The organism is Streptomyces sp. NPDC039480 (genome assembly GCF_055597165.1).
The window spans coordinates 60,119-73,440 of the sequence record NZ_JBVITX010000020.1 but is presented as its reverse complement, the minus strand read 5'-3'; the positions used below and the strand labels follow the sequence as shown (position 1 = coordinate 73,440).

Below are 13,322 nucleotides of genomic sequence, written 5' to 3'. Positions count from 1 at the left end.
AGCGCATGACCCTGGATCGGTTGGTATGCGCGAACTGCGCAGCGCCCGTGAGTGAAGGCCGCTGCCCCGTGTGCCGGGCCAATCGCGAGCGTATGCAGCAGGAAGGGCCCTTCGCCGGGCTCAATCCCGCGGCACTGATAGCGCTGCTCGTCGTGTTGATCGCGGCGGTCGTGCTGCTCGCGCAGCAGACCGCGTAGCGCGGCGACCCCCGCGGGGGCGCCCACGAGGCACACAGTGAACACTGTGAACACAAAGAGTCACAAGGCGTCCCGAAGCTGACACCGGCGGCGACGCAGAAGGGCCCGGAGCTCCGTGGAGCTCCGGGCCCTTCTTCATTCGTACGGATCAGGCGGCTGCGCCGCGGTTGCCGACGAGGCGCGGCAGGACGCGGAAGCCGATGCCACCGGCGATCATCGTCGCGGCGCCGATCAGCAGGAACGTGGTCTCGGCGGCGCCGGTCTCGGCCAGCTCGCCCTTGTCGGCCGCCGGCTGGGCGTTGTTGCCGCCCTGCTCGACGGGCTGGGAGCCGGTGTCGGTCAGGCTGTCCTTGCCCTTGCCCTGCTCGACGGGGACGGAGCCACCGCCGTCGGGGCCGGCGTCGTTGCCGTTGTCGCCGCCACCGCCGCCGTTGCCGTTGCCGTTGTTGCCGCCGTTGCCGTTCCCCTCACCCGGGTCGGTGGGGTCGGTGGTGGGGTCCTCGGTCGGGATCTCCGGGTCCGTGGGCTCCTCGGTCGGAATCTCCGGGTCCGTCGGCTCCTCGGTCGGCTCCGTGGGCTCCTCGGTGGGCTCCGGCGGGTCGCTGGGGTCCTCGGGGTCGCCCGGGCCCGGGTCGCCCGGCGCCGGGTCGGCCGGGTCGAGGTCCACATCCACGCCGACGCCGCTCTCGTCGGCGTGGGCACCGGCGCCCACACCGCCGAGCTCGACACCGACGTCGAGGGCCGAAGCGGCACCCGCGGCGGTCAGCGAGGCACCGGCGGCGATCACCGCGCCGGCAGCTATTCGCGCGACACGGATCCGCGTCTTCTTCGTCATCTGGTTGCTACCCCCAGTAGCTGAATCGTCAGTGAGGCAGCGTCCGGGGCTGCGTTCGCCGGGGGCGTTCGATCAGCCATCGTCATCGGCCTTCAGCCCCCACGGATCCCACGCGCCCCAGAAATACGCACGCCGCGCGCTAGCCTTTCCACTTTTCACAGCAGCGTCAAGGTCGTTGCGGGCGCGATGTCCGAAATTGGGGGAGTTGACCGTCGTACGGACATCTGACTGTGACGCAAAAGGCAACTGCTGCCTCTGAGGCAGCAGTTGCCTTGTCGATAAAGCCGTTTCCGGCGGCTTTTACTTCTCCTGCTGCTTGCGCCAGCGAATTCCGGCTTCCAGGAAACCGTCGATCTCGCCGTTGAAAACGGACTCGGGGTTGCCGACCTCGAACTCCGTCCGCAGGTCCTTCACCATCTGGTAGGGGTGCAGGACGTACGAACGCATCTGGTTGCCCCAGGAGTTGCCGCCGTCGCCCTTGAGGGCGTTCATCTTCGCCTGCTCCTCCTGGCGGCGGCGCTCGAGGAGCTTCGCCTGGAGGACGTTCATCGCGGTCGCCTTGTTCTGGATCTGCGAGCGCTCGTTCTGGCAGGAGACGACGATGCCGGTCGGCAGGTGGGTCAGCCGGACCGCGGAGTCGGTGGTGTTGACGCCCTGTCCGCCGGGGCCCGAGGAGCGGTACACGTCGATGCGCAGCTCGCTCTCGTCGATCTCGATGTGGTCGGTCTGCTCGACCACCGGGAGGATCTCGACGCCGGCGAAGGAGGTCTGGCGGCGGCCCTGGTTGTCGAAGGGCGAGATGCGCACGAGGCGGTGGGTGCCCTGCTCGACGGAGAGCGTCCCGTACGCGTACGGGACGTTGACGGCGAAGGTGGTCGACTTGATGCCGGCCTCTTCCGCGTACGACGTTTCGTAGAGCTCCGTCTTGTAGCCGTGGCGCTCGGCCCAGCGGAGGTACATGCGCTGGAGCTTCTCGGCGAAGTCGGAGGCGTCGACGCCGCCGGCCTCGGCGCGGATGGTGACGAGCGCCTCGCGGGCGTCGTACTCACCGGAGAGGAGGGTCCTGACCTCCAGCTCGTCCAGCGCCTTCTTGACGGCCGTGAGCTCGGTCTCGGCCTCCGCGCGGGTGTCCGAGTCGTCCTCCTCCTCGGCCATCTCGAACAGCACGCCGAGGTCGTCGATGCGCCCGCGGAGCGCCTCGGCCTTCCTCACCTCCGCCTGGAGGTGGCTCAGCTTGCTGGTGATCTTCTGCGCCGCATCCGGGTCGTCCCACAGGGACGGCGCGGCCGCCTGCTCCTCGAGCACGGCGATATCGGCCCTCATGCTGTCGAGGTCCAGGACGGCCTCGATCGACTCCATGGTCGAGGAGAGGGACTTGAGCTCTTCGGAAACATCGACGACTGCCACGACTCCAGCGTAACGGCTGCGGCAAGTGCCCCGGTCCGGGGCGGGGCTCTGTGCCCTACGGCACCGTCGTGCGGCGCGGGGTGTACGGGTGGGTGGGAAACATCCGGGCTCGGGACCTCTACGGGACCGGAGGGGCCGAGTTCCCGCTGTCCGAGGGGGGTGTGTCGGCGGCGTCGCTGTGGGTGGCCGCCCAGGTACCGATGCCCGCCGCCGCCACCAGGACCGCTCCCGCCACGCCCAGGGTGATCCTGCGGCGGCGGGTCGAGGAGCGGTGCTTGGCGGAGCCGGGGCGGGCCGCTCCCGCGGCGCGGGGGACGCGGGCCGTGCCGCGGGCGCCGCCGGCCAGCTCGTCCGGGCCCGGGACCCGCATGGACGTGTGGGTGTCGCGGTTGGAGTCGGCGGAGGCCGAGCCGGGGACGAGGGGGACGGCGCCCCGCCGGGGCGCGGCCTCGCGGGGCTCGGGGGCGGTGGCGGAGCCGGAGGCGGCGTTCTCGTACGCCTCCTCGGCCCGGTCGGACTCCGTGTCCGGTTCGTCGACGTCCAGCGGCGGCATCCCGGCGACCAGCGGAAGCAGCTCCCGCAGGCGCGTGGCCAGCTCGGAGGCGCGCAGCCGGGACGCGGGCGCCTTGGCCAGGCACTGGACGAGGAGCTGCCAGAGCTCCTCGGGGATGCCGGGGAGGGGGACCACCGTCTCGGTGACGTGGCGGCGCAGGATCGCGCCGGGGTGGCCGCCGCCGAAGGGGGTGAAGCCGGCGAGGAGTTCGTAGAGGACCGTGGCGAGGGCGTAGATGTCGACGGCCGCGCGTGGGGGCAGGCCCTCGATGATCTCGGGGGCGAGGTAGTCCGGCGTACCGATGATCTTCGTCGCGCGGGTCCGGCGCGGGGAGTCGATCAGCTTGGCGACGCCGAAGTCCGTGAGGAGGGCGGGGTGCGCGCCACCGGGACCGAGGGGGCCCTGCATGTCCAGGAGGACGTTCTCCGGCTTGACGTCGCGGTGGACGATGCCCGCGGCGTGCGCGGCGGCCAGGGCGTCGGCGACGTCCGCGACGATGGCGACGGCGGCCTCGGGGGCCATGCGCCGCTCCCGCTCCAGGCGGGTGCGCAGGTCCGTGCCGCGGACGAGGTCCATGACCAGGGCGAGGTCGTTGCCGTCGACCACGAGGTCGTGGACGCCCACCACGCGCGCGTGGTCGAGGCTGAGCAGCGCCGTGCGCTCCTGGACGAAGCGGCCGACGAGCTCCTGGTCGGACGCCAGGTCCTCGCGCAGCAGCTTGATGGCGACGGGGCCCTCGGGCCCCTCGCCGAGCCACACCGTGCCGGCGCTGCCACGGCCCAGGATCTGGTGGGCGGTGTACCGGCTGCCGATCTTGCGCGTCAAGACTGCTCCTACGGATGCGTGTTGGCGACAAAACTACGCGGCCTTGCCGCCAACCTTCACTCCGGGAGCGGATTTCACTCTGCAGATGTCGACAAATCCACAGAACCGCCTGCGCGCGGCCTAGTTGCCGCCGACCTTGCCGAGCCAGCCGCTGACCGTGTCGTACCAGTCCGTCAGCTGCTCCCAGTACCCCTTCGTCGAACCGATCCAGTCCTGGAGGGGGCTGAACTCCCAGACCAGCCAGCTCGCCACGAAGAGGATGACGATCGTGAACAGGCAGCCCTTGAGGCAGCCGAGACCCGGGATCTTCATCGGGTTGGCGCTGCGCTGCCTCGGCTGACGCGGTTCGCGCGGCTCCCGCGCGGGACGCGGGGCGGGCTGCTGGGGCGCCGGTGCCTGCGGGGGCGCGTACTGCTGCGGCTGGTGCTGGGGCTGGTGCTGCTGCGGCGCGGGCGCGTACTGCTGCGGGTGCTGCTGTCGCTGCTGGCGGCCGCGCGGCTGCTGCGGCGCGTACTGCTGGGGGTGCTGCTGCGGCGGCTGCTGCTGGGGCCTGGCGACCTGGCGCTGGGGCCGGCGGCGCAGCGGGTCCTGCTCGGGGTCCAGGTAGGCCTGGTACTGGGTCTGTTCGTTGCGGTCGCGGGCCGCGGCCATCTGGCTCTGCCAGGGGTGCGGGTCGTTCGGGTCCGCTCCCGGGCCGTTCGGCGGGACGGGCGGCATGACCGCGGTCGGGTCGGCGTTGCCACCGCGGTGCGGCAGCACGGAGGTCGGGTCGGCGTCCGGGGCGCCGGGGGTGTGGCCGCCGGTGCTCTGCATGACGCTCGTCGCGGCGTTCGGATCGTACGAGCCCGCGTTGTTCGGCAGGACCTGCGTGGGGTCGGCCGCGCCCGGGGTCCCCGGGACGGGGGCCGGCGCCGGGTCCGGCATGAGGAGCGCGCCCACGCCCTCCGCGGCGGCGATCTGCGCCGGAGTGGAGTGCACGCCGACGCCCTCGGCGACGGCGCGCAGGCCGCGGGCGAGGTTCTCGGCGCTGGGGCGGCGGTCCGGGTTCTTGTCGAGGCAGCGCTCGATGACCGTCCACAGCGGGTCGGGGACGGTCGAGGGGCGGCGCGGCTCGGCGCTGAGGTGCTGGTGCAGGACTTCGAGGGCGGAGCCGCCGGAGAAGGGCGGGCGTCCGGTGACGAGCTCGTACAGCAGGATGCCCGCGCCGTAGATGTCCACGGCGCTGGTCTGCGGGCGGCCCTCGGCGGACTCCGGCGCCACGTACGCGGGCGTGCCGACGAATTCGTGGGTGCGGGTCAGGCCCGGGGAGTCCGCGAGGCGGGCGATGCCGAAGTCGGTGAGCATCGGGTGCATGCCCTGGGCGTCCTGCTTGAGCAGGACGTTCGCCGGCTTCAGGTCGCGGTGCACCACGCCGTCGGCGTGGCTCGCGGCGAGCGCGTCGGCGATCTGGGCGGTCAGCAGGGCCGCCGCGACCGGCGTGAACGGGCCGTTCTCGCGGAGGTAGCGGTGCAGGTCGGGGCCGTCCACGAGGTCCATGACCAGGGCGAGGAGGTCGCCCTCGACGACCAGGTCACGCGTGCGGACGATGTTCTCGTGCGTGAGCCTGAGCAGGACGGACCGCTCTCTGAGGAAGCGCATCACGACGTCCGCGTCGTTGGCGAGCTCTTCCTTGAGGACCTTGATCGCGACGGTCTCGCCGGGCTGGCCGGGAACGGCCGCCTCGGCGCCCGCGGTCTCCCGCTGGCGGGCTCGCCAGACGGTGCCCGTGGCGCCGCGCCCGAGCGGCTCCTCGAGCAGGTACTTGCTGCCTACCGGCCGCACGTCATGCGCTCCCTGCTGGTCTGGCTGGTCCCGACCGGACGCTGATCCTGTCCGGGGGCTGTCCGAAGGTGTTCCGAAGAAGATGTTCCGACGAAGGTGTTCCGACCCACTGTAGTGCCGCCGAACAGGGCACCGGCCGGTCGGATTCCTCTCGGCCATTTCTTTCCGGGGCTTTCCGGATCGTTGTTCGGTGGAAAGACGCTCACCCGTGGCCATTGGTTGCCGAGTGGTCCCGGATTGACCTTCTTCGAGGAACCTCCGCGCTAATGCGCAACGGTCCAAGCAGGCACTTTTCCGAGCAGAGCCGACCAATCAAGATCACTTACAGGTGGCCGCCGGGCGTGTTGTCAGTGGCAGGTGCGAGGATGCCTCCAGTACTGGCCGACGTGCCCGTGTGCGGTGGGGGGAATCACAGCGCGTGTCCCCGTGCCGGGCGCCCAGCGCAGAAGGGACCGCTGACGGCGATGCAGATCCGGCTGACCGTCCTCGGGCCGCGCAGCGGCCGGACCGAGCAGCAAGGCCGCCCCACGGCGGCGACCGGGGGACAGGGTGTCTGTGACGTCCTGGTCACCGCCCCGGCGGGGACCGCGCTCGCCGCGGTGGTCTCCGGTCTCGCCACGACCGTGGCGGGCGGCGAGGCCCCCCTGGTGCTGTTCGCGGGCCCGGACCGTCTCGACGCCCAGCGCTGCACGCTCGGCGAGCCCCCCTTGATCGACGGCGCGGTGCTCTCGCTGGGCGCCCCCGCCGAGCCGGGTCCCGAACTGTCCGGGGCGGCCGCCCAGTTGCACGTGGTGGCGGGTCCGGACGCGGGCGGTGTCCATCTGCTGCACGGCGGCCAGATCCGGGTGGGCCGCTCCGCGGACGCCGACGTGCCGCTGGACGACCCGGACGTCTCCCGGCTGCACTGCGCGGTCACCCTCGACCCGGACGGCCGCGTCACGGTCGCGGACCTCCGCTCGACGAACGGCACGGCGGTGGACGGCAGGGAGATCACCGACCGCCCGGTCCGGCTCTCCCCCGGCTCCCTGCTGCGCATCGGCGAGTCCGCCCTCCGCCTGACGGACGGCAGGGGCGGCCCGGTGCCCGGCGTGAGCGGCGTGCTCGCCACGGCCCCCGACGGCGAGGGTCACGTGCGCGTGCGCCCCGCCGCGACCCCGCCGCCCACGCTCGGAGAGCCCGGCCCCACCGCCGCCGCCACCCACCACGCGTACGGCTCGGCGGGCTGGGGCGCGGCAGGCGGCACCGGCACCGGCACCGGCACGGAGGGGGCGTACGGCACGCAAGGGACGTACGAGAACCGGCCGACGCCCGGGTTCGGTGCGCACGGGACCCACGCCGGCCCCACCGGCGCCGACACCCCCGTCGTGCCGCAGCAGGGCGGCATGCCCGACGCCGAGCGGACCCGCACCGGGACGACCGGGACCTCCGGAACCACCGGGGCCCCCGGCAGCACCACCGGCACCCCCGCGCGCGGGACCACCGTGCCGCGCGCCGTGCGCAGGCGTGGCGGCCTCTCCGCCTGGGCCCGCCGGCTCACCGGAGGCCGGGACGGCAGCCGGACCCCGGAGGGGTACGACGTGTACGACGGCCCTGACGGCCCCGAGGAGTACGAGGACCACGACGGCCGGCACGACCCGTATGCCGACGCCGGACAGGGCGGCACCGGCGGCGGCCCCCTGGAGCTCTCCCCGGAGGACCTCGCCATAACGGCGGCCGCCCGTACGCCCGAGTCGTGGCCGGATCCCGCCACCCTGCTGCTCACCGCTCTCGGTCCCGGCCCCCGTCTCTGGGAGCGCGGCCCCGGCCACCCCGAGGCGCTCGCGGTGCGGCTCGGCACGGTCGACCGGACCCTGCCGGGCGCCGACGGGCGCGACGAGCTGCTGCCCGCCGTGCCCGTCACGGTCGGCCTGCGGGAGGCGGGCTCGCTGGGCCTCGCCGGGCCCAGGGACCGGCTGTCCGGCCTGGCCAGGGCGGTCGTCGCCCAGCTCGCCGCGCTGCACTCGCCCGACTCCCTGGAGATCGTGCTGATCAGCACGGACCGGGCGCGCCCCACGGCCGAGCGCACCGCCGAGTGGGCCTGGCTCGGCTGGCTGCCGCACCTGCGGCCCACCCACGGCCAGGACTGCCGCCTCCTCCTCGCCTACGACCGCGACCAGGCCGCGGCCCGCACGGACGAGCTGGTCCGGCGCCTCGACGACCGCATCGCCGACGGCGGCGCGTACGACACGGACGGCGCGGCCGCCGGTGCCCGCACGGTCGTCGTCGTCGACGGCGACCCCGGGTCCGCCGCGCTGCGCGAGGCCACCGTCCGCCTCGCCGACGAGGGAGCGCGCGCCGGGATCCACGTCGTGTGCCTCGCCGAGACGGTGGCGGCCTCACCCGCGTCCCCGGTCCTGGACACGTACGAATCCGCCTGCGCGGTGACGCCCGCCTTCCGCGCGTGCGGCGCCGCCGCGCTGCTCAGCGGGGACGTGGCGACCGCGCTGCGGCTGATGCGGACGGCGGGCGGACGCCCCGCGGGGCACGGCACCGTCGCCGCCGTGGACGCCGTGTCGGCGGCCTGGGCCGAGCGGTTCGCGCGGGCGCTCGCGCCGCTGCGGTCGGACGGCACGGCCGGTGAGGGCCACGCGCGCGTGTCCGCGCCGCTGCCCCCGGCGGCCCGGCTGCTCGACGAGCTGGGGCTCGCCAGGGCCACCCCGGCCTCCCTGATGGCGCGGTGGGCGGCGGCGGCCGACGACCCCGACGCGCTCGGCGGGCGTGCCGTGGCGGTGCTCGGCGCGGGGCCGCGCGGGCCCGTCGTCGCGGACCTCGCCGCCGACGGCCCGCATCTGCTCGTGGAGGGCCCCGCGGGCAGCGGTCGTACGGAGCTGTTGCGTTCCGTCGCCGCCTCGCTGGCCGCCGCCGAGCGCCCCGACCGGCTCGGCATCGTGCTCGTCGACGGGCGGGACGGCGTCGGCGCGGGCGGCGCCACCGGACGGCAGGGGTCGGGCCTCGGTGTCTGTACGGACCTGCCGCACGTCACCACCCACCTCGTGGCCAACGACCCTGTTCGTATGCGGGAGTTCGCCCAGTCCCTGGCCGCCGAGCTGAAGCGCAGGTCCGAGCTGCTCGGCAGGCTCGGGTTCACCGAGTGGCACACGCAGCGGGAGGTGTCGGGACGGATGGTCACGCAGCGCTCGCAGTCCTCCACGGCCGCGCCCACCGCCGGTGCCCCCTCCGCCTCCGCCGCCTCGGCGGCGGCTTCCGGAGTGGCTCAGGGGCTCGACGGCGACCTCGATCCGCCGACCGGTGCCACGATGCGGCTGCGGCCCGCCGCGGCGCGGCAGCGGGTGGAGCCGAGGCCGCCGCTGCCCCGGCTCGTCGTCCTCGTCGACGACTTCGACGCGCTGCTCTCCCCCGCCCTCGGCTCCCCAGGGCGGCCCGCCGCCGGTTCTGTGGTCCGTGCGCTGGAGGCCGTGGCGCGGGACGGGGAGCGGCTCGGGGTGCATCTCGTGGCGACCACGGGCCGCAGCGAGCGGATGCCGGAGACGGAGCTGGCGCAGCGGGCGTCCCTGCGGGTGGTCCTCGACGCGGTCGCCCCGGGGCCGGAGGAGCCCGCGCCGGGGCGGGGCGAGCTCCGCTCCCCGGACGGGCGGGCCACCGCGTTCCAGGCGGGCCGGGTGACGGGACGGATTCCCCGTACGGCGACGTTGCGACCCACGGTGGTCCCTCTGGAGTGGGAGCGGATGGGTGACCCGCCGGCCCGGCGGCCCGTGCGGGAGCTGGGGAACGGACCGACGGACCTGGCCCTGTTGGCCAGTGCGCTGGAGCGGGCCGCGCGGTCCGTCTCGGCGGACCAGGTGCCGTCCCTGCTGTGAGGGGACCGAGCGTCCGGTGGTGAGAGAACCGCTCCCGGATGTGCGGGAACCCCGCTCCTAAACCTCATGACGCCACGTCACAAGGCCATTACGATCAACGAGTTGACAGCGCAGGCCATCTTGCCGCCCCTCCCCGCGCGGGCGTAGACCAGACCGCACGGGACTCGCCAGGGAAGAGAACGGGGCAGTGATGCGCAGCACTCTTCGTACACGCAGGGCACCGCTACATCGGCGTACCACCGCCAAGATCGCCTCAGCCGTCGTCGCGAGCGCGCTCGCTCTCACCGTCACCGCGTGCGGCGGTGACGACGGCGACGACGGTGACAAGGGCTCCGGCGGCGGCGACAAGGACACCGGGGCCACGCTCCGACTGCCGAAGCTGGACGGGGAGAACGTCTCCGTGGCCGCCGTGTGGGGCGGTGCGGAGCGCAAGGTGTTCCTGAAGGTCCTCGACGAGTTCGAGAAGCGGACCGGCGCCAAGGTCTCCTTCGTGCCCGCGCAGGACCCGATCATCAGCTTCCTGGAGTCGAAGGTGGCGGGCGGGGCGCCGCCGGACGTCGCGATGCTGCCGCAGGTCGGCGCGATCGAGCAGGCCGTGGAGAACAAGTGGGCCAAGCCGGTCGGGCCCGAGGCCCAGAAGCAGCTCGACAAGAACTACGCCAAGGGCTGGCAGGAGCTCGGAGCCGTCGACGGCAAGCAGTACGGCGTGTACTTCAAGGCCGCCAACAAGTCGCTGATCTGGTACAACACGCTCGTCTTCGAGAACGCGGGCGTCAAACCGCCGAAGACCTGGGACGAGTTCATGGAGACCTCCCAGACCGTGTACGACTCCGGTGTGCCGCCGGTGTCGGTGGCGGGCGCCGAGGCGTGGACGCTCACCGACTGGTTCGAGAACATCTACCTCTCGCAGGCGGGCCCGGAGAAGTACGACCAGCTCGCCCAGCACGAGATCAAGTGGACGGACCCGTCCGTCAAGGACGCGCTGACCACGCTCGGTGAGCTGTTCGGCAAGAAGGGCTTCGTGGCGGGCGGCGCGGACGGCGCGCTGCAGACCGAGTTCCCCGCGTCGGTGAAGCAGACCTTCCGGGGCGGCGACCAGCCCGAGGCGGGCATGGTCTTCGAGGGCGACATGGTGTCCCTCGCCATCTCGGAGACCAAGGCCGAGGTGGGGAAGGACGCCAAGGTGTTCCCCTTCCCCGCGGTCGGCGACGAGTCCCCGGCCGTGGTCGGCGGTGACGCCGCGGTCGCGCTGAAGGACAGCAAGGGCGCGCAGGCGCTCCTGACGTTCCTGGGCTCGCCGGACGCGGCGAAGATCTGGGCGGAGGCGGGCGGCTTCATCTCGCCGAACAAGAACCTGGACATGTCCGCGTATCCGAACGACGTGCAGCGGAACATCGCCAAGGCGCTGATCGAGGCCGGTGACGACATCCGCTTCGACATGTCCGACCAGGCCCCGCAGTCCTTCGGCGGTACGCCGGGCAAGGGCGAGTGGAAGGCGCTGCAGGACTTCCTGAAGAACCCGAAGGACGTCGCCGGCACGCAGAAGGTCCTGGAGACGGCCGCCGCCAAGGCCTACAAGGACTGACGCGGTGGCGTCCGCGAACGCCGAGGGCACCCCACGGGTGGTGCCCCCGGCCCCGACCTCGCGCAAGAGCGTGACCGGCACCCGAAAGACCGTGGCGGTGCTGTTCCTGCTGCCCGCCCTGGTGCTGCTCGGCGCGCTCGTCCTCTACCCCATCGGGTACTCGCTGTTCCGCAGCTTCTTCGACAAGTCGGGCGACTTCACGGCGTTCGGCAACTACGAGACGCTGTTCACCGACGACAGCATCGTGACCGCCATCAAGAACAACGCGATCTGGCTGGTGGTGGCGCCGACCGTGGCGACGGCGCTCGGCCTGATCTTCGCCGTGCTGACCGAACGGGTCCGCTGGGGCACGGCGTTCAAGCTCGTCATCTTCATGCCGATGGCGATCTCCATGCTCGCCGCGGGCATCATCTTCCGGCTCGTGTACGAGTCCGATCCCGACCGGGGCGTGGCCAACGCGGTGGCGGTGAGCGTGCACGACACGTTCGCCGAGGCGTCGGCGTTCCCGCAGGCGCATCCGAGCATGAACTCGCCCCTCGAGTCGGCGGGCGGCGGCGCCTTCATCACGAAGGAGCCGGTCGAGGCGGGCAAGCCGGTGGTCCTGCCGCTGACGGGCGTGCCGCCGAACGAGATGCCGGACGACGCGAAGGCCGCGGAGCCGGCGCGGGCCGACCCGGACCGGGTCACCGGCACGGCATGGCAGGACTTCACGCGCGGCAAGGGCCGGGGCGAGCCGAACGCCCCGGACGCCTCGGAGTTCGGCTACGCGGGCATCAAGATCGAGGCCGTCAAGGGCGGCGAGGTCGTGGCGTCCACGGAGGCGGCGGCGGACGGCACCTTCGCGCTCCCCAAGGAGGCCGACGGCGCCCAACTCCGCTATCCGGCCTCGAACTTCCGCGAGGCGTACAACGGCGTGGACTGGCTCGGCCCGAGCCTCATCACGCCCGCGATCATCGGCTCCTACCTGTGGATGTGGGCGGGCTTCGCGATGGTCCTGATCGCGGCGGGCCTGGCGAGCGTGCCGCGTGAGCTCCTGGAGGCGGCGCGCGTGGACGGCGCCAACGAGTGGCAGGTGTTCCGCAGGGTGACGGTGCCGCTGCTCGCCCCGGTCCTCGCGGTGGTCCTCGTCACGTTGATGATCAACGTGCTGAAGATCTTCGACCTGGTCTTCGTGATCCCGCCGGGCTCGTCGAAGGACGAGGCGAACGTGCTCGCGGTCCAGCTGTACAACTCGGCCTTCGGCGACCGGGACGCGGGCGTGGCGAGCGCGATCGCCGTCCTGCTCTTCCTGCTCGTGATTCCCGTGATGCTGTTCAACATTCGGCGGATGAGGCGGGAGGCGCAGCGGTGACGACGCAGACCGAGACCGTGACCGTCAAGGCCAAGCAGTCCGTGGGCGCGCGCGTCGCCTCGGCGCTCGGCGGCACCGCGCTGCGCGTGTTCCTCGTGCTGGTCGGCCTGTTCTGGCTGGTGCCTGCGGTCGGGCTGCTGATCGGCTCGCTGCGGACGCCCGCCGACATGAGCGAGAGCGGCTGGTGGAAGGTCTTCGGCGCGCCCTCGCAGCTGACGCTGGACAACTACTCCAACCTCCTCGAAGACGACACGATCACCGACTCGATCCTGGCCAGCGTCATGATCACCGTGCCGGCGACGCTGCTCGTCGTGGTGATCGGGGCGCTCGCCGGGTACGCCTTCGCGTGGATGGACTTCCCGGGCCGAGACTGGTGGTTCATCGGCGTGGTGGGGCTGCTCGTCGTCCCGGTGCAGGTGGCGCTCCTGCCGGTCTCCAAGCTGTTCGGCGAGATCGGCATCTTCGAGACGACGATCGGTGTGATCCTCTTCCATGTCGCGTTCGGCCTGCCGTTCGCGATCTTCCTGCTGCGGAACTTCTTCGCGGAGATCCCGCGTGAACTCCTGGAGGCCGCCCGGCTCGACGGCGCGGGTGAGATGCGGCTGTTCCTGCGGGTCGTGATGCCGCTGGGGGCGCCCGCGATCGCCTCGCTCGGCATCTTCCAGTTCCTCTGGGTCTGGAACGACATGCTGATCGCGCTGATCTTCGCGGACTCGCAGAATCCGCCGATCACGGTGGCGCTCCAGCAGCAGGTGCGGTTCTTCGGCGACAACGTGCAGATCCTGGCGCCGGGCGCGTTCATCTCGATGGTGATTCCGCTGGCCGTCTTCTTCGCGTTCCAGCGGCAGTTCGTCTCCGGCGTGATGGCGGGGGCGGTGAAGTAGGGAGGCG

The 13,322-nt window shown here is 72.6% G+C and carries 9 protein-coding genes; 5 read left to right on the top strand and 4 right to left on the bottom strand.

Annotation, left to right across the window (positions count from 1 at the left end; translation table 11 throughout):
* Positions 1-5 precede the first annotated feature (5 nt).
* Complete coding sequence (locus tag ACZ56E_RS39470; protein WP_468321827.1) at positions 6-197, top strand: hypothetical protein; 192 nt, start codon at positions 6-8, stop codon at positions 195-197.
* 148 nt (positions 198-345) lie between these two features.
* Here the strand turns inward: ACZ56E_RS39470 and ACZ56E_RS39465 are convergent, their stop codons facing one another.
* The 4 genes from ACZ56E_RS39465 to ACZ56E_RS39450 form a co-directional block, all read right to left on the bottom strand.
* Complete coding sequence (locus ACZ56E_RS39465; RefSeq protein WP_471221813.1) at positions 346-1,032, bottom strand: LPXTG cell wall anchor domain-containing protein; 687 nt, start codon at positions 1,030-1,032, stop codon at positions 346-348.
* Positions 1,033-1,332: 300 nt separating this feature from the next.
* Complete coding sequence (gene prfB, locus ACZ56E_RS39460; RefSeq protein ID WP_398298351.1) at positions 1,333-2,439, bottom strand: peptide chain release factor 2; 1,107 nt, start codon at positions 2,437-2,439, stop codon at positions 1,333-1,335.
* A gap of 118 nt (positions 2,440-2,557) precedes the next feature.
* Positions 2,558-3,817 carry a serine/threonine-protein kinase gene (locus ACZ56E_RS39455; protein ID WP_471221812.1) on the bottom strand — a complete coding sequence of 420 codons (1,260 nt, stop codon included), beginning with the start codon at positions 3,815-3,817 and terminating at the stop codon, positions 2,558-2,560.
* Positions 3,818-3,937: 120 nt separating this feature from the next.
* Positions 3,938-5,638 (bottom strand): serine/threonine-protein kinase, encoded by a 1,701-nt coding sequence (locus ACZ56E_RS39450; protein WP_468601697.1) that lies wholly within the window; start codon positions 5,636-5,638, stop codon positions 3,938-3,940.
* A gap of 464 nt (positions 5,639-6,102) precedes the next feature.
* Between ACZ56E_RS39450 and ACZ56E_RS39445 the strand changes: the two genes are divergently transcribed.
* From ACZ56E_RS39445 to ACZ56E_RS39430, 4 genes are all read left to right on the top strand, one after another.
* The gene (locus ACZ56E_RS39445) at positions 6,103-9,495 is read left to right on the top strand and encodes an FHA domain-containing protein (protein WP_471221811.1); all 3,393 of its coding nucleotides are present in this window, start codon (positions 6,103-6,105) and stop codon (positions 9,493-9,495) included.
* 190 nt (positions 9,496-9,685) lie between these two features.
* Positions 9,686-11,080, top strand: coding sequence for an ABC transporter substrate-binding protein (locus tag ACZ56E_RS39440; RefSeq protein ID WP_471221810.1), 1,395 nt, complete (start codon positions 9,686-9,688; stop codon positions 11,078-11,080).
* Positions 11,081-11,084: 4 nt separating this feature from the next.
* Positions 11,085-12,431 carry a carbohydrate ABC transporter permease gene (locus tag ACZ56E_RS39435; RefSeq protein ID WP_471221809.1) on the top strand — a complete coding sequence of 449 codons (1,347 nt, stop codon included), beginning with the start codon at positions 11,085-11,087 and terminating at the stop codon, positions 12,429-12,431.
* Positions 12,428-13,315: a carbohydrate ABC transporter permease gene (locus ACZ56E_RS39430; protein ID WP_398298363.1), complete on the top strand. Its 888-nt coding sequence runs from the start codon at positions 12,428-12,430 to the stop codon at positions 13,313-13,315. The genes ACZ56E_RS39435 and ACZ56E_RS39430 overlap by 4 nt, the downstream gene beginning before the upstream one ends.
* Positions 13,316-13,322 lie beyond the last annotated feature (7 nt).

Excerpts from the sequence above, each read along its gene's own strand:
- ACZ56E_RS39470 (WP_468321827.1), top strand. The coding sequence starts at position 6 with ATGACCCTGGATCGGTTGGTATGCGCGAACTGCGCAGCGCCCGTGAGT.
- ACZ56E_RS39465 (WP_471221813.1), bottom strand. The coding sequence starts at position 1,032 with ATGACGAAGAAGACGCGGATCCGTGTCGCGCGAATAGCTGCCGGCGCG.
- ACZ56E_RS39445 (WP_471221811.1), top strand. The coding sequence starts at position 6,103 with ATGCAGATCCGGCTGACCGTCCTCGGGCCGCGCAGCGGCCGGACCGAG.
- ACZ56E_RS39440 (WP_471221810.1), top strand. The coding sequence starts at position 9,686 with ATGCGCAGCACTCTTCGTACACGCAGGGCACCGCTACATCGGCGTACC.